Raw genomic sequence first — 15,696 nt, forward strand, 5'->3', positions numbered from 1 at the left:
CGTCAGGGCGTGTCGGGTGTGTCGAACCAGTCGTCGGCGGCGCGAAGTTCGAGCGAGCATTCGTTCGCGTTCGCCTGACCCGAGCGCGACTGGTCGAACGCACACCGCACGTGCGCGATCACGCGATCCTGCACGATGAGGCGCTGCGCGGTATCCATCGCGCCATATCGCTCGAACTGACGCGCCGCGATGCGCAACACGACGCTGCAACGCGCATCGAGCGTCGTGTCGCGGCCCGTCTCGATGGCCCACGATACGTTGATGACGATGTCGTCGCCTTCGTCCACCACGCCTACGAACGGCGTCTTCCGCGCATCGAACGCACGCGACAACGCCACCTGCAATTCCTCCACGCGCTGATCCTGATCGGTGTATTTCATTCCTCGCTCTCCTGGATGCCTGTTCGATAATCGCCCAGCAAGCCGCGCTCCTGTCTGTAACGCGAACGGGTCCGTTGCTTGCTGCGCCCGATACGAAGGCGCGCGCCGCGTGCCGCATCACGATTCCGGGAGGCACATCATGACGCCAGACAAGCCCGTGCCGCATGCCACCGCCGACGATATGGACGAACCCGTAGGCGAAGACACGATGCAGCATCAACTCGACGAACGCGAAAAGCGCACGCACGACGCATCGGAAAACGAATTGCCGTCGACGCAGGAAAAGAATCCCGTTCCGCCCAATTCCAACGCAACGTAGCCGATGCATCGCGCAGGTCATTCAACGAGGGATCACATCATGTCTACCGAGACTTACGTTCGCAACGGACATCGCGTCGAGATCACGATCGATCACGATCCAACGGGTCAATGCACCTGGTCCTACACGATCGATGCGGACGGCTTCACCGAAATGCGCGATCGGCCGTTGGAAAGCGCGGACGCCGCGAGGGAAGCGGCCACGACGCACGCGAACGCCAAGGCCGACGCACTACCCCCCGGCGACGAGGCCGGGGCCTAAGCGCTCCGGCGGTCTTTGATTCGGCGGATCGCCGATGGGATGCGGCGCGCCATCGGGCGGCACGGGATCGTCATCCGGTACGGAAGGATCGGGATCGACGTCGGGCGGCGGGATTTGCATGCGTTGGTCGGCGTCTGCGGGAAAGCGCGGTGAGTTCATCCTCATCTCCGGTTTGTCGGTCAGATGAACTTCCGCATTCCCCATGCCGCGGCCCTTGTCATGGCAACAACGTCGATGAATCCAGATCGGCGAGCTTGCCGAGTTCTTCGCGCCGCGTATCGCATGCATCGCGCACGCGCTGCCCAAAGCCGATCCAGATCGCGAACGCGACGACAGACAAACTTCCAAGCGTGATGAACGCCGCCGGATAACCATAGTGATGCGCGATCCAGCCGCCGAGCATCGGGCTCAGGCACGCGCCCGCCGCCTGGACGCCAAGCACCGCGCCCTGCCCCAGATTCACTCGTCCGCTTCCGTGCAGCAGATGCACGACGAGCGCGGGCACCGCGACGGTCTGCAAGCCCGCGCCGATGCCATCGAGCACCTGCACCGGCACGATGCCCCATGAAGGCGCGATCCACGCGGCCGTCATCGCGCGCAGCGGCAGCGTCGCGAGCGTGACGAGGATGATCCACCAGAAGCCCCATCGGCGAATCAGGCGGCTCGCATAGGCCGCCGCGACGAGCATCACGATCTGCGAGATCACGATATTGGCGGCCGTCACATGGCTGGGATCGGCAGTATGCGCCGACGCGACCGCGAGACTGTAGAGCGGCAGCATCGCGGAATTGCCGAGGTTGAACGCCGCGAGCGCGGCCGCCAGCACGAGCAGCGAGCGGTTGCGCAGCAGAACCTGTATGGCATCGGCGCGCGTGTCGGAGGGATCGTCGTTGTCGTCCTTTGCAATGCCGCGCGCGAAATGCCGATGCACCGAGCGCGGCGGAATCCACAGCGCCGCGAAGATGCAGCCCGCACCGAACGCCGCGCTCAACGCGAAGATGTACGGCATGCCGAGCCACGCGCCGAGCCAGCCCGAAAGCGCCGCGGCCGCAATATTGCCCGCGTGATTCGCCACCTGATTGCGTCCGAACTGGCGATCGAAATTCTGCCGTCCGACGATGCCGAGCGTGAGGCCCGCGAGCGCGGGTCCCATCGTCGCGCCTGCGATCGCCGTGGCCACTTGCGACAGTGTGACGGGCCAGAAGCCTTGCCACATCCAGATGATGATCGCCGCGACGATGGACAGCGCGCTCGCGACCGCGACGATGGCGCGCCGGTGCGGCGTGGCATCGACGAGCGCGCCGGCGGGCGTCGTCACGAGCATGCCGACGATGCCGCCGATGGTCAGCACCGTGCCGATGCGGTCCGGCGTCCAGCCGTGCGCTTGCAGATAGATACCGAGAAACGGGCCGACGCCCGCCTGGACGTCCGCCGCGAAGAAGCTCACGGCGATGAGCGGACGGGTTGGCTTCACATTGTGTATTGGCATGTTTTGGATTCAGAGCACGACCTGCACGCTAGGTTCGACGACACCTTCGCTTCGAAGTCCGTAGTATTCCGCGCTCGATGCCGAATGGATCTTAGCGCGCAGCATGAGGCCCGTTAACGCTTGCTTCGGCGCTGGCGTCGATCGACGATCGCTGCCGTCATCGCGCGCGGGGCGCAAGGCGCGATGCTCGCGTGCATCGTTCGATGTGAGTGTCATCCGAGGTATGCGTCTCCTTTATGCCGTGCCGAACGCACAGCAAATCGCATTCCGCGTGCTCGCGAGCAGTGGCGAACTGGGACTGTCGCTTGCTGCCGTTTCAACGTTCTGACCTTTTTCGGGAAATGTTCATGAACACCTTTGAAGAAGCGCGGGAACGCATGGTCGAACGTCAGTTGAAGGGGCGCGGCATCAGGAACGCGCGCGTGCTCGAATGCATGAGCGCCATCGCCCGCGATGCCTTCGTTCCCCCAGCCCTTGCCGAATTCGCCTACGAGGACAGCCCGTTGCCGATCGCCGCGGGTCAGACCATCTCGCAACCGTACATCGTCGCGCTGATGCTCGAAGCCGCCGACCTGCAACCTGGCGATCATGTCCTCGACATCGGCACCGGCTCGGGTTATGCGGCGGCGATCGCGGCGTGTATCGCGGCGCGCGTCGATACGATCGAGCGACATCGAGAACTCGCCGACGATGCCGCCGCCTTGCTCAAGGCGCTCGGGCTCACGAACGTCAGCGTGCATCATGCGGACGGCACGCTCGGCATGCCGCAGCACGCGCCCTTCGACGCGATCATCGCGGCGGCGGGCGGTCCATCCGTGCCCGACGCATGGCGCGCGCAACTCAAGATTGGCGGACGGCTCGTGATGCCCGTCGGCGACGCGCGCGAATCCCAGCGTCTGATGAAATACACGCGCACGGACGACGATGTGTGGCGCGACGAAGACCTCGGCGGCGTGATGTTCGTGCCGTTGATCGGCGCGCAAGGCTGGAGCGACGAACCCGACATTCGCACGGACAAACCCACGCTCGAGGAGCCCGTTGCGCGCACGTTGCCCGATCTGATCCGCGCATCGGCGGTGCGTCTGCCCGCGCTCGATGCGCCCGACTTCGCACATGCGTTCGATCGTTTCGCGGACAAGCGCGTCGTGTTGCTCGGCGAAGCGAGCCACGGCACCGCCGAGTTCTATGTAGCGCGCGCCGCCATCACGCGGCGTCTCATCGAACGGCACGGCTTCAGTTTCGTCGCGGTGGAAGCGGACTGGCCCGATGCCGCGATCATCGACGAGCACGTTCGCGGCCGTCCGCGCGCGCGACCCGAAGCACGACCGTTCACGCGTTTCCCTACGTGGATGTGGCGCAATACCGAGTTCGCCGCGTTCGTCGCGTGGCTGCGGCAGCACAACGCCGCGTTGCCCGACGAGCGCCGCGCCGCGTTCTATGGACTCGACCTGTATAGCCTTTCCGAATCCGTCGCCGCCGTGCTCGCGTATCTCGACGCACAGGACCCGGGCGCGGCGCGCATTGCCCGCGTGCGCTATGGATGCCTCACGCCCTGGCAGAAAAACCCCGCTGTCTATGGACGCGCCGCGTGGCAGGCGGGCTTCGGCACATGCGAGGAAGCCGTCGTCGCGCAATTGCGCGATCTGCTGGACAGAAGGCTCGCCACGTCCGCGAGCGATCACGGACTGCTCGACGCGACGCATAACGCGCGGCTCGTCGCATCGGCGGAGCAGTACTATCGCGCGATGTACGGGGCATCGGCGGAAAGCTGGAATCTGCGCGACACGCACATGTTCGACACGCTCGACAGCCTGCTCGATGCATGGGGACCGGACGCGCGCGCGGTCGTATGGGCGCACAACTCGCATCTCGGTGATGCATCCGCGACCGAGATGGGCCGCATGCGCGACGAGTTGAACGTCGGTCAGCTATGCCGCGAGCGCTTCGGCGACGACGCCGCGCTCATCGGCTTCGGCACGCACGCGGGCACGGTCGCGGCGGCATCGGACTGGGAGGAGCCGATGCAGATCATGCAGGTGCGGCCATCGCGCGCCGATAGTTACGAGCATCAGTTTCATCTTGCGGGCGCGAGTCCGTGCCTCGTCGATCTTCGTGCCGGCGTGAACGATGCACTGCGCGACGCATTGGGCGAGGAGCGGCTCGAACGCTTCATCGGCGTGGTCTATCGGCCCGATACCGAGTTGTACAGCCATTACGCGCAAGCCGAGCTGTCGGCGCAATTCGATGCGTTCGTGTGGTTCGATACGACGCGCGCGGTCAGCGCGATCGAGCCTTCACAAGTCACGCACGAGACGCCAGAAACCTTTCCGTTCGGCGTCTGACGCGCGTTTGCGCGTAATGGAACGCGTAATGGAACGTAAGCGTTGCTTACACATGCTCACGTCATTTTCGTTGCCCATTGCGTACAGTCCGGGCATCCAGAACATCCCTTTGCCACTTCGAGAGGAACGAACATGAAGAAGAGTCGAATCGTCGCCGCACTGGTTTGCGCGAGCATCGGACTGACGACGGGCGCCGTTTTCGCACAGCCCGCACCCGGCGGTCCGGACGGCTATCACGATGCGCATCGCGCACCGGGCGGTCCGGGCGGTCCCGCTGCCAAGGGCGGTCCCGGCGCGCCGGGTCATGGTCCGGAGATGAATGGCCGCGACGCGCCCCGCCCGCCGCAGCATGCCAACGATGAGCCGCGTCGCGACTGGCGCAAGGGCGAGCGTCTTGATAACGATTACCGAAGCCGTCAGTACGTCGTCGACGACTGGCGCGGACAAGGCCTGCGTCAGCCGCCGCGCGGTTATCAGTGGGTCGGCGTCGGTGCGGACTATCTGCTGGTTGCGGTCGCGTCGGGCGTCATCGCGCAGGTCGTGTTGTCGCATTGATCTGCGTTGAATGCGCATAAAGAAAAGCCCGCCTGTCGAGGCGGGCAAGATGCGCTTAAACGAGAGGGGGTCGAAGCGCACATCCAACGCGGTACGTTACGAATCGATTCGTGCGACTACAGCTTCCTGCGAATCGTGCCGGGCGAATCGGCGCTTTCCGTGGTCCTTGCCGGCGGGTCCGGCACAGCGACCGTCTGATCGAAAACGAAGCCCATTGCGATGTGCTCGGTGTTCGTGGATCCACATGCGGGGCACGTATCGTCTTCGAGAGCATCGTCTGAATATATGAGCTTGTTGCATGCTGCACAGCGTATAAGCATCTGTACTCCCGAAGTTCCAAGAAGATCGTCTCTCATTTATATGTCAAAACGAACGCACAGCCAATTGTTCTTTATGGGTGCCTTATGGGTCGCGTGTTGGGTCCCCTCTTGGGTCGCCTCGAGCACGCTTTAACCACCACGTTAATTCGCTGTACACCGTTCAGCGGATGATGCTCCACTCGGACTCGATCGCGCCCGCAGCCATCGCGCACTCGCTGAACGGCGGCACCGGCTGCGCATCGGGCGCGCCGTGCCAGCGCACTTCGAAGCGCTCTTCCATCCGTTCCGGTCCCTTCGCCGCGCCCGCAATCGAGGCGAGCCTGCAACCCGCGGCCTGCATCGATTCAGCCAGCGTGTCCCGCGAAAAGACGCCTCTTTCATAAGTTATCCGGAGCTCCGCATGATTCTCGCGCGGTATGCGTCTTTCGACTTCCTTCAGAAACCAGAGCACGACGATCCCGAGCCCGAGTCCCGCCGCGCCGAGTCCGAGCTGACCGCCGCCGAAGCACAGTCCGACCACGGTCACGAACCATAACGTCGCCGCTGTCGTCACGCCTTTGACGAGGCCATCCTTGCGAAGAATCGCACCCGCGCCGATGAAGCCCACGCCCGACAGTATCCCGAGCGGCAGGCGCATCAGATCGATCTGCACGAACGAACCGGGCGTCTTGCCCGCCTGAGCAAGCAATGCGTTGACTTGCAGCATCGCGAGACACGCCGCGAGGCATACGAGCAGCGTGGTTCTCAATCCGGCGACCTTGCCCGATTCGCCGCGATTCAATCCGATGAGAATGCCGGCAAGCACCGCCAGCGATATTCGAATGCAGACATCCGGCCATTCGAGGGTGAGAGGCATGAGCGCCATCGTATGTGTCCTGAAGCAATCGTCCGCGTAAAGCGCTCTAGCAATCATCACGCCCGCATGGATTCATCGCACCTTGCAGCGATTGAAAGACAGCGGCATGGCCATTGCGCGCAAGCCAAACAAGGCGTGCATGCAATGCGGCGCATTCTTTCGATCGTGTTTTCCGGAGACTTCAATCATGGCTATTACCGTCGGCGATTTTCTGGTCGATCGCCTGCATGCATGGGGCGTGCGCCGCATTTACGGTTATCCCGGCGACGGCATCAACGGCGTATTCGGCGCGCTCAGTCGCGCCAAGGGCAAGATCGAATTCATTCAGGCGCGTCATGAAGAGATGGCTGCGTTCATGGCATCGGCACATGCGAAGTTCACCGGCGAGTTGGGCGTATGCATCGCGACATCGGGTCCGGGCGCGGCGCATCTCGTCACCGGTCTCTACGATGCGCGCCTCGATCACATGCCCGTTCTCGCCATTGCGGGCCAGCAGGCACGCGCCGCATTGGGCGGACACTATCAGCAGGAAGTCGATCTGCCCGCGATGTTCAAGGACGTCGCCGGCGCCTTCGTTCAACAGGCGAGCGTGCCCTCGCAGATTCGTCATCTCGTCGATCGCGCGGTGCGTATTGCGCTATCGGAGCGCAAGGTGACGGCGCTCGTGCTGCCCAACGATCTGCAGGATCTGGAATACGAGCCGCCGGGCCGCAAGCACGGCACACTGCATTCGGGCGTGGGCTATCGCGCACCGAAGACGGTGCCTTATGCCGACGATCTGCAACGCGCCGCCGATGTGCTCAACGCCGGCAAGAAGGTCGCGATTCTCGTCGGCGCGGGCGCGCTGGAAGCCACGGACGAAGTCATCGCTGTCGCGGACAAACTCGGCGCGGGCGTCGCGAAGGCGCTGCTTGGCAAGGCCGCATTGCCGGACGATCTGCCCTTCGTCACCGGATCGATCGGCCTGCTCGGCACCGAGCCGAGCTACAAGCTGATGACCGAATGCGACACGCTCTTGATGATCGGCTCGGGCTTTCCCTACGCCGAGTTCCTGCCGAAGGAAGGCGAGGCGCGCGGCGTGCAGATCGACTTCAAGGCGGACATGCTTTCGATCCGCTATCCGATGGAAGTGAATCTCGTCGGCGACAGCGCCGAGACCTTGCGCGCGTTGCTGCCGCTTCTGGAACAGAAGACGGATGGCGCGTGGCGCAAGGACATCGAAGGCTGGATGGACGACTGGTGGAAGAAACTCGAAAAGCGCGCGATAGAGCCTGCGAAAGCCGGCGTGAATCCGCAGCGCACGATCTGGGAGCTGTCGCCGCGCGTGCCCGCGAACGCCATCGTCACGAGCGATTCCGGTTCGGTCGCGAACTGGTACGCGCGCGATCTCAAGGTCAAGCGCGGCATGAAGTGCTCGCTCTCGGGCGGCCTCGCCTCGATGGGCGCGGCCGTGCCCTACGCGATCGCGGCGAAATTCGCGTATCCGGAGCGTCCGGTGATCGCGCTCGTCGGCGATGGCGCGATGCAGATGAACAACATGGCCGAGCTCATCACGGTCGCGAAGTACTGGAAGCAATGGTCGGATCCGCGCTGGATCTGCATGGTACTCAACAACGAAGACTTGAATCAGGTGACGTGGGAACAGCGCGTGATGGAAGGCGATCCGAAGTTCGAGGCATCGCAGGACATTCCTTCGGTGCCTTATCACAAGTTCGCGGAATTGATCGGGCTGAAGGGCTTTTATGTCGACGATGCCGAGCGCATGGCCGCCGTGTGGGACGAAGCGCTCGCGGCGGATCGTCCCGTCGTGATCGAAGTGAAGGCCGATCCGAACGTGCCGCCGCTGCCGCCGCACATCACAATCGCGCAGGCGAAGGCTTTCGCGACCACGCTCATGAAGGGCGATCCGAACCAGAGCCATGTGATCGTCGATACGGCGAAGCAAGTGCTGGGCGCAGTGCTGCCGGGCCACAAGGACAAGTGATCATCCATGCATCTGAGGATTCACGACGGCTCGGCATATCCGACCGTCGGCGGCGTGAATCCTTCTCTCACCATTCAGGCGATCGCGCGTTGCACGGCGGACAAAATCGAAGCGGTTGCCGCACGCGGGGAGTTATCGCGATGAGAAAGCCTCGGGTCGTGGTCATCGCCGGAGCGAGCGCGGGCGTGGGCCGCGCGACGGCGCTCGAATTCGCCCGACGCGGCGTGGACGTCGCGATGATCGCGCGCGATCCGCAAGCTCTCGAAGACGCCGCCGCCGACGTGCGCGCGCTCGGCGTGCGTGCGCTGAGCATCGCGCTCGACGTGAGCGAAAGCGGCGCGCTCGACAGTGCCGCCGCGCGCGTCGAAGCCGAGCTCGGTCCCATCGACGTATGGGTCAACAACGCGATGCTGACCTCGTTCGCGCGCTTCGCCGATATGCCCGAACGCGATTTCAGGCGCATCACGGACGTCACGTATCTCGGCTTCGTGTGGGGCACGATGGCCGCGTTGAAACGCATGACGCCGCGCAATCGCGGCGTCATCGTGCAGGTCGGTTCGGCGCTCGCGTATCGATCGATTCCGCTGCAATCGGCCTATTGCGGCGCGAAGCACGCGATACGCGGGTTCACCGATTCGCTGCGTTGCGAGTTGCATCATGCCAAGAGCCGCATCCATCTGACGATGGTGCAGATGCCCGCGCTCAACACGCCGCAATTCGACTGGGCCAGGAGCGCGATGCCGCACGCGCCGCGTCCCGTCGCGCCGATCTACGAACCCGAAGTCGCAGCGCGCGCGATATGGTGGGCGGCCACGCATCGGCGGCGCGAGCTGTGGGTCGGCATATCGTCGGTCAAGGCGATAGTTGCGAATGCAATCATCCCCGGTTTGCTCGATGTCTATCTCGGACGCACGGGCTTTCGCGCGCAGCAGGACCCCGCTCTCTCCAGCGGCGAACGTCCGGGCAATCTCTCGGAACCGGTCACTGAACTGCATCGTGTGCATGGGCGCTTCACAGACGAGGCGAAGCGCGCGAGCGCGTCGTTTTGGGTGGACACGCATCGCGGCCTGCTGCTTTGCGCGGGGCTCGGGCTGGGCGCCATCATCGCGCGCTTGATGCGTCGGCGCGCGTAATGACGATGACCGGCATTCGCTTCATGCGTTGTGATCGTGCGCGGTGATGCCATGACGCGCGCCATGCTTGCGCAGCGCGTCTTCGAAGAACGCGGGCGGCATCGGCTCCGGCAAGCCGTATTGCGGCTTCAGTTCGGCAAGCGCACGATCGAAGCGCACGAAGGTCGCGAAGTCGCGCGGATAACGCCGTGCATCGACACCGAGAAAGCGCCCTTCGCGTTTCGCCTTGGCGGTCAACGCGCCCCATTCGTCGATGCTCGTCACGCCGACGCCTTCGGTGCCATGCGAGAACAGCATCATGTCGATCTCGTCGAAGGACTCGCGTTCGAGAAAGCGGCGCAGCGTCTCTGCCGAAGGGTCGGTGCAGAAGACGAGCCAGAATGGGATCGCGCGCAATCGCAGCGTCGTGTACGGGTCCATCAGAAGGAATGAATCGACGACGAGCCGCTTCGACTCGATCCCCACCTCGCGATACCACGCGCGATACAACTCGGCCGTCGCGAAGCTGAACGCTTCCGGCTCTTCGAAGCGCCATTCGACGACGCGCCAGTTCTTCTGCTTCGCCAGCGCGACGATGGATTCGGTGAGCGCCACGTCATAGCCCCATTCGGCTTCGGGCGCGCGCAGGGTCGGCGCGGGCGCGTCCCATCGCGTGCGCTTCACGCCATAACGCGCGAGATAGCGCGCGACACGCGGCCCGCCTTCGAAGTACTCGCGCTCGGTCGCGCCGCCCAGCGCGCCGAACTGATAGAACGATCGGTCGCCGGTGCGCGTAACGGGCCAGTCGCGCGTGCATCGGACGATATGAAGCGTCGCGTCCGGCGCGAGACTGCGCAGCAGAAACTCGCGATACGCCAGCGGCAGCGCGCGCAGCTTCAACCGGAAGTAGCTCATCGCGGAGAGCATCAGCCGGTCCTGATTCGGATCCTGCATATGATGAACTGCGATGCGCGGATCGGCGCGAAGCAACGCATCGACGGCGGCGAGGCCGTCATCGAAGCCGCTTTGCGCATCGTCGGGATCGCTGAAGGGCGCGCGCACCGGGCACAGAAACGTCTGCGGCAGCCAGGGCACGCCGAGCGCCGCCGCAACGTGCATGAGCGCGCCATTCGACGAACCGATGAAAGCGGCATCGTAGGTGCGCTGCGGGTAAAGCCCCGCGATCCATTCGCCGATGCCTTCCACATCGAGACGCCGCGCCTGCCGCGCCGTGATGCCCTCCGACATGCCGCCCACGGTGTACACCCATTCGCGGGCGCGCTTCGGCAGCAGGTTGATCGGCGGCATCAGGCTATCGAGCAGCGGCGACTGGCTCGGGCTGCTGAAGCGTTCGCCATGCAGACACGCGGCGAGCGCCTGCACCATGCCCGCGGCCGAATCGAAGCGGGCAATGCCGCGCGGTGGCTTCGTCATCTCGATGCGCCGCCCTGGAGAAGAAACGCGCGGATCGCGAGCGCGAAGCTATGCGGATAGACATAGTTGAGCGTGTGCGTGCCGCCGTCTATCGTCAGCAACGCGCCGTTCGGCACGCGCGCCGCGACTTCGCTCGCCCACGCGAGCGGCGCGACGGGATCGCGCGATCCGGCGACGACGAGCGTCGGCGCAACGATGCGCGACAGCTTGCGCTCGATGCGATCGCGCATGAGTTCGCGCATCGTCGCGAGCGCGCGCAACACGCCCGCTTTCGCATAATCGATGCGCCCGATCGGCGCCGACGATCTCGCCTGTTCGAGCCGTCCATTGCGCCAGTCGCGACAAACTTGCGTGAAGAGCGAGCGCGCATCGCGATCGACGGTCGGTCCTTGCAGCACGAGCCGGTCGACCGACTCGGGATAGCGCGCGGCGAAATCCGCGAGAATCTGGCAGCCGAAGGAATTGCCGATGAACATCGCCCGCTCGATGCCGCGCGCGCCGAGCCAGAGGCGCAACGCATCGGCGAGTTCGGGCACCGACAGCGCGCCGCCGCGCAGTTTGCTTTCGCCGAAGCCGGGCAGATCGGGCGCGTACACGTCGAAGTCGGTGCGCAACGCGAGCGCGAGCGGCTCCATGTAGCGGCTCGATATCACGAGACCATGCACGAGCACCACAGGCAGGCGCTTCGCGTGGCCACCTTCGCATGCCGCGTGACGCGAGAACATGCGATACGGTCCGGCCTGCGTGTAGCGCGCCGTGATGCCCTTGCGGGCGCTTTCATCGGAAAGTGCGGGCGTGCGCTTGAGGCGCGTCCATTCGATCGCCGCCCAGGCCACGAACGCGCACGCGCCGACGCCCGCGACGATGCGCCATGATGGCCGCGCGGCCGTCACGCGGCGGGATCGAGCGCGACCTTGATCCATCCCGGTTGCCTTTGATCGAATGCCTTGTATGCGTCGATGACGTTCATCATCGGCTCGCGTGTCGACAGCACGCGCAGCGGATCGAACGATCCGTTCCTCACGCGCTCGACGAGTCCGGGCGTCACCGCGCGATGATTGCAGTTGCCCATCTTGATGGTGAGATTCTTGTTCATCGCCACACCGAGCGGAAAGAAGCGGTCGTTCGGCGGATACACGCCGATCACGCCGAGCGTGCCCGCCTTCGCCAATGCAGCCACGCCCCAGTCGAGCGCCTGCGTGGGCGCATCGCCGGGAATCCAGTTGCCGTCGTGTTCGTTGCGCTGCGCCGTGACGGTCCTGCTTTCCGCTTCGCCCTGCTTGACGGCATCCTGCGATGCAGCCGGCCCGCCCTGCGCGTGCACTGCATCGACGCCCACGGCATCGATCACACGATCCACGCCGATGCCGCCCGTCAACGCGAGAATCGTTGCGACGGCATCCTCCTCGTCGAAGTTCACCGCTTCCGCGCCTTGCGCGCGCGCCATCGCGAGACGATCCGTCAGGCGATCCACGACGATCACGCGTCCCGCGCCGAGCATGAACGCACTCGCGACGGCGAACTGGCCGACCGGTCCCGCGCCGAAGACCGCGACGGTATCGCCGTCACGCACCTCGGCAAGTTGCGCCCCGAAAAAGCCCGTCGGAAAGATATCGGACAGCAGGATCGCGCGTTCGTCGTCGATATTCTCCGGCAATTTGATGAGGCTCGCATGGGCTAGCGGCGTGCGCGCGTATTCGGCCTGCAATCCGTCGATCGGCCCTGTCGACTTCGGTCCGCCAAAGAACGCCGTGCCCGCGGCCGCGCCATTGGGATTCGCCGAGTCGCACTGCGCCGTGTAGCCCGTGCGGCAATACGAACAGCAGCCACACGAAATCGTCGATGGAATCAGCACGCGGTCTCCCGGCTTCAGGTTGCGCACGCCGCGACCGACCTGCTCGATCACGCCGACGCCCTCGTGGCCGAGTATCGTGCCCGGCACCATCCCTGGCAGCGTGCCGCGCACCATGTGCAGATCGGTGCCGCAGATCGCGCTCGCGGTCAGGCGCACGATGGCGTCCTGATCGTGACGAATCGAAGGGTCGGGCACGTTATCGAGCGAGATATCGCCTATTCCATGAAACACTACCGCTTTCATGCACACTCCTTGAATGGCTAGGTCCGTGTGCGATTTCAGCAATGGATGCGCCCGCGCACCGCATTAGGGACTTTCGTTTCAGCGAGAAGCAACAGCGGGTCCAGACCGGGTACGGCGCTTGCCCGCACGTTCGACACACATCGAGGAATGCGCCATGAATACGCTGCGCATCGACGATCTGCATCCGACGCAGGCGACGCACGGAGAACGGCAGGTCCGCCGCAAAGCCGAGGAATATCGCGCGCTGAGCGCACATGAACTGGCAATGTCGATAGCCGCGAAGCCGATTGCCGTCGTGCTCGGGCCGGGAGGCGAGCCGTATGTCATCGACCATCATCATGTGGCTTGCGCGCTGGCCCGCATCGGCGTGCAGGACGTGCCGTTCGTGCTGGTGCGGGACTTGTCGTCGTTATCGCGCGCGGCGTTCTGGCTGACGATGGAGAACGAGGCGTGGGTGCATCCCTACGACGCGGACGGCCGCCGCATCGCTTTCAAGGACATGCCGGTGCATATGCGGGACGCCATCGACGACGATTTTCGCAGCCTTGCGGCCTTCGTGCGCAGCGCGGGCGGCTACGAAAAAACCGACGTGCCGCTTGCCGATTTTCGCTGGGCGGACTTCTTTCGCGCGCACTTCCCGCGACCGCGCGCCGATGCGCAATTCGACGCGCTGCTCGAACGCGCCGCCGGTCTGGCCCGCAGCGACGCGGCTCTCGGCCTTCCCGGTTTCATCGGATGATCTTCAACGCGGATTCGCCGCAATGAAATTCTTGAGCGCGGTATAGACGGGTTTCTTCGTCACGCCGTCGTTGAGCATGATGCCGTAAGGGCCCTGACCGGTGGGCGGATCGTCGTAAAGCTCGTAGACCTGTATCGACTGAATGTTGTATTGCGGCGCGATTGAGAGAAGCCTGCCCATCATGTCGTTGGCCATGTAAGTGGCCGCCTGATCGACGGTGCCGGGAAAGTCCGGACGCATGCCCACTTCGTTGATCCAGATCGGCTTGCCGAACGACAGCAGCGTGCCGACTACGTTGTAGCAGCGGATTCCGCATGCGTGCGTGATATCGCCCTGCTCCGAGTACCAGTGCCGGCGGTGATGTCCCACGTCACGATGGGATGTCCGCTCGTGCCGTCGGGTTGCGTGCCGTTGGCGAGCATCGTATCGAGGCCGAGGTGCATCCACGTATTGCCGCCGATGATGATCTTGCCGACAGCATCCACCGACTTGATGCCCGCGATCAATCCGCGAATCACGCCGCGCGCGATCCGATAACAATCGTTGTGGTAATCGGCCGGATTCACGCCGTCGACCGCACCGACGAGACATGTCGGCGCAAGTTCGTTGGTGACTTCGTAATAGGCATATTGCTGCACGCTGACGATTTGCTGAGCGAGCGTGAAGCTCGCCTGATAAGCCGAATTCTCATCGGCGAAGTTGAGGTCTTGCAGGATCACCGGATAAACCATCACGCCGGATTGCGCCATGATCTTCGCGAACTTCGCGAGATTTTTCGCGCCGGCTACGTTGGAAATGTCGTTGCGGTACATCGTCATGTTGAGGTCTTTCAGTTGCGCGGCTTGTTGCTCCGGCGTCGACGTCTGATATGGACCGACCCAGTTGGCATGACCGTTCATGCCATAAAACACGCTGCCCGCAGGCGCAATCACAGGCTTTGCGGTGCTGCTCGCGCCGCCGGGCCTGCTCGCCGCCGACGGGGCCGATGCAACCGCTGGCGCCGATGCAACCGCAGGCACCGACGCTCCGCCGTCCGAAGGGCTCGACGCCGCTATGGGACTCGATGCACCCGAAGGACTCGATTGCGCGCCACCGGTCGTGCTCGCGCCGCCAGTTTCACCGCCGCCACCGCCGCCGCATGCGGCCAACAGAAGCGCGATCGCGAAACCCGGCCATATCGAAAGCCGCCCCGCTGAAATAATGCGCCGCGATTTGAAGATATGAGCAACGGATCGAATGAAGGTAATGGCTTTCATGGCGCGTTCGGAATATTCAAAATGAATATCGAGCGGCCGGTTCATTGCCGGAATTGAAACGCCCGCGTCGCGAGGCGAAATGCGAGCGCGAACAGGCACAGCCGCGTTCGACGAATGACGAACGCGGCCCCGCTTCGATACGAGAGATAAGACGACGCCCCACTGACCGATGCGCGCAAACGCGATGGCGCGAGCGTGGCAATCGCCGGACGCAACAAAGGGCCTTCGCGCTGCGTTTCAATCGAGCGCGCGAAGGAAAATCGGAAACCATCGAAAGACACGAACATGCATGGACATGCATGTCGCAAATACGTTAGTACATCATAACGTCGGTGCGCGCTTATTCAAGCATTGCGAGTGAATCGGCGAAGAATACTTATCGAATCGATAAGATCCATTGGACTGATGAAAACGCTTCGCGAAATAAAGCGCATTACATGCGTTGCGCCGTAAGGCTATCGTTGGGATCGTGGATTGCTCGGGGAACGAAGCCCCGCGCGCCCGTCTGGCGTGCCGGAACCTCACTGCTAGCCAATCTTTCAAGGAGATAC

The 15,696-nt window shown here is 64.0% G+C and carries 16 protein-coding genes and 1 pseudogene; 8 read left to right on the forward strand and 9 right to left on the reverse strand.

The features are described 5' to 3' along the window. Positions 1–2: 2 nt before the first annotated feature. Positions 3–380, reverse strand: a complete 378-nt coding sequence (locus NCS02_RS27325) for a DUF3022 domain-containing protein (protein ID WP_250520151.1) — start codon at positions 378–380, stop codon at positions 3–5. A 139-nt stretch (positions 381–519) separates the two neighbouring features. On the opposite strand from NCS02_RS27325, the gene NCS02_RS27330 reads away from it, so the two are divergent. Further along, a complete protein-coding gene (locus tag NCS02_RS27330; RefSeq protein ID WP_250520152.1) occupies positions 520–699 on the forward strand; it encodes a hypothetical protein in 180 nt (59 codons plus the stop codon). A 39-nt stretch (positions 700–738) separates the two neighbouring features. Then, the gene (locus tag NCS02_RS27335) at positions 739–960 is read left to right on the forward strand and encodes a hypothetical protein (protein WP_008345935.1); all 222 of its coding nucleotides are present in this window, start codon (positions 739–741) and stop codon (positions 958–960) included. Between the two features lie 217 nt (positions 961–1,177). Here NCS02_RS27335 and NCS02_RS27340 read toward each other — a convergent pair whose 3' ends face one another. Together NCS02_RS27340 and NCS02_RS27345 are read right to left on the reverse strand one after the other, a co-directional pair. Then, on the reverse strand, positions 1,178–2,449 hold the full coding sequence (locus tag NCS02_RS27340) for an MFS transporter (protein WP_250437469.1): 1,272 nt from the start codon (positions 2,447–2,449) through the stop codon (positions 1,178–1,180). Positions 2,450–2,458: 9 nt separating this feature from the next. After that, entirely contained in the window at positions 2,459–2,665 is a 207-nt protein-coding gene (locus NCS02_RS27345; protein ID WP_033536882.1) for a hypothetical protein, read from the reverse strand. 131 nt (positions 2,666–2,796) lie between these two features. On the opposite strand from NCS02_RS27345, the gene NCS02_RS27350 reads away from it, so the two are divergent. Then, positions 2,797–4,791 (forward strand): protein-L-isoaspartate(D-aspartate) O-methyltransferase, encoded by a 1,995-nt coding sequence (locus NCS02_RS27350; RefSeq protein WP_250479302.1) that lies wholly within the window; start codon positions 2,797–2,799, stop codon positions 4,789–4,791. Between the two features lie 132 nt (positions 4,792–4,923). Continuing rightward, entirely contained in the window at positions 4,924–5,346 is a 423-nt protein-coding gene (locus NCS02_RS27355; RefSeq protein WP_239295448.1) for an RcnB family protein, read from the forward strand. A 480-nt stretch (positions 5,347–5,826) separates the two neighbouring features. On the opposite strand, the gene NCS02_RS27360 is transcribed toward NCS02_RS27355, so the two are convergent. Beyond that, positions 5,827–6,531: an MgtC/SapB family protein gene (locus tag NCS02_RS27360; RefSeq protein ID WP_008345940.1), complete on the reverse strand. Its 705-nt coding sequence runs from the start codon at positions 6,529–6,531 to the stop codon at positions 5,827–5,829. A 178-nt stretch (positions 6,532–6,709) separates the two neighbouring features. Between NCS02_RS27360 and NCS02_RS27365 the strand changes: the two genes are divergently transcribed. The 3 genes and pseudogenes from NCS02_RS27365 to NCS02_RS27375 all read left to right on the forward strand — a co-directional run bounded on the left by NCS02_RS27365 (position 6,710) and on the right by NCS02_RS27375 (position 9,639). Continuing rightward, complete coding sequence (locus NCS02_RS27365; protein WP_250520153.1) at positions 6,710–8,506, forward strand: thiamine pyrophosphate-requiring protein; 1,797 nt, start codon at positions 6,710–6,712, stop codon at positions 8,504–8,506. A gap of 9 nt (positions 8,507–8,515) precedes the next feature. After that, positions 8,516–8,650, forward strand: a pseudogene (locus NCS02_RS27370) (GMC oxidoreductase); the annotation flags it as partial. Further along, a complete protein-coding gene (locus tag NCS02_RS27375; RefSeq protein ID WP_250520154.1) occupies positions 8,647–9,639 on the forward strand; it encodes an SDR family oxidoreductase in 993 nt (330 codons plus the stop codon). The pseudogene NCS02_RS27370 and the gene NCS02_RS27375, both read left to right, overlap by 4 nt. Before the next feature lie 21 nt (positions 9,640–9,660). On the opposite strand, the gene NCS02_RS27380 is transcribed toward NCS02_RS27375, so the two are convergent. From NCS02_RS27380 to NCS02_RS27390, 3 genes are read right to left on the reverse strand one after another with little or no spacing between them, the layout of a single operon-like run. After that, a complete protein-coding gene (locus NCS02_RS27380) occupies positions 9,661–11,052 on the reverse strand; it encodes a hypothetical protein (protein ID WP_250520155.1) in 1,392 nt (463 codons plus the stop codon). Then, on the reverse strand, positions 11,049–11,975 hold the full coding sequence (locus NCS02_RS27385; RefSeq protein WP_250520156.1) for an alpha/beta fold hydrolase: 927 nt from the start codon (positions 11,973–11,975) through the stop codon (positions 11,049–11,051). The genes NCS02_RS27380 and NCS02_RS27385 overlap by 4 nt, the downstream gene beginning before the upstream one ends. Then, on the reverse strand, positions 11,942–13,150 hold the full coding sequence (locus tag NCS02_RS27390) for a zinc-dependent alcohol dehydrogenase (protein ID WP_250523371.1): 1,209 nt from the start codon (positions 13,148–13,150) through the stop codon (positions 11,942–11,944). The genes NCS02_RS27385 and NCS02_RS27390 overlap by 34 nt, the downstream gene beginning before the upstream one ends. 154 nt (positions 13,151–13,304) lie before the next feature. On the opposite strand from NCS02_RS27390, the gene NCS02_RS27395 reads away from it, so the two are divergent. Further along, entirely contained in the window at positions 13,305–13,889 is a 585-nt protein-coding gene (locus NCS02_RS27395; protein WP_250459959.1) for a ParB-like protein, read from the forward strand. Between the two features lie 3 nt (positions 13,890–13,892). Here the strand turns inward: NCS02_RS27395 and NCS02_RS27400 are convergent, their stop codons facing one another. Beyond that, positions 13,893–14,258: a hypothetical protein gene (locus NCS02_RS27400; RefSeq protein ID WP_250523372.1), complete on the reverse strand. Its 366-nt coding sequence runs from the start codon at positions 14,256–14,258 to the stop codon at positions 13,893–13,895. After that, entirely contained in the window at positions 14,180–15,145 is a 966-nt protein-coding gene (locus tag NCS02_RS27405; RefSeq protein ID WP_250523373.1) for a hypothetical protein, read from the reverse strand. The genes NCS02_RS27400 and NCS02_RS27405 overlap by 79 nt, the downstream gene beginning before the upstream one ends. Between the last annotated feature and the right edge of the window lie 551 nt (positions 15,146–15,696).

Source organism: Caballeronia sp. NCF2 (assembly GCF_023631205.1).
GTDB classification, from domain to species: Bacteria; Pseudomonadota; Gammaproteobacteria; order Burkholderiales; family Burkholderiaceae; genus Caballeronia; species Caballeronia zhejiangensis.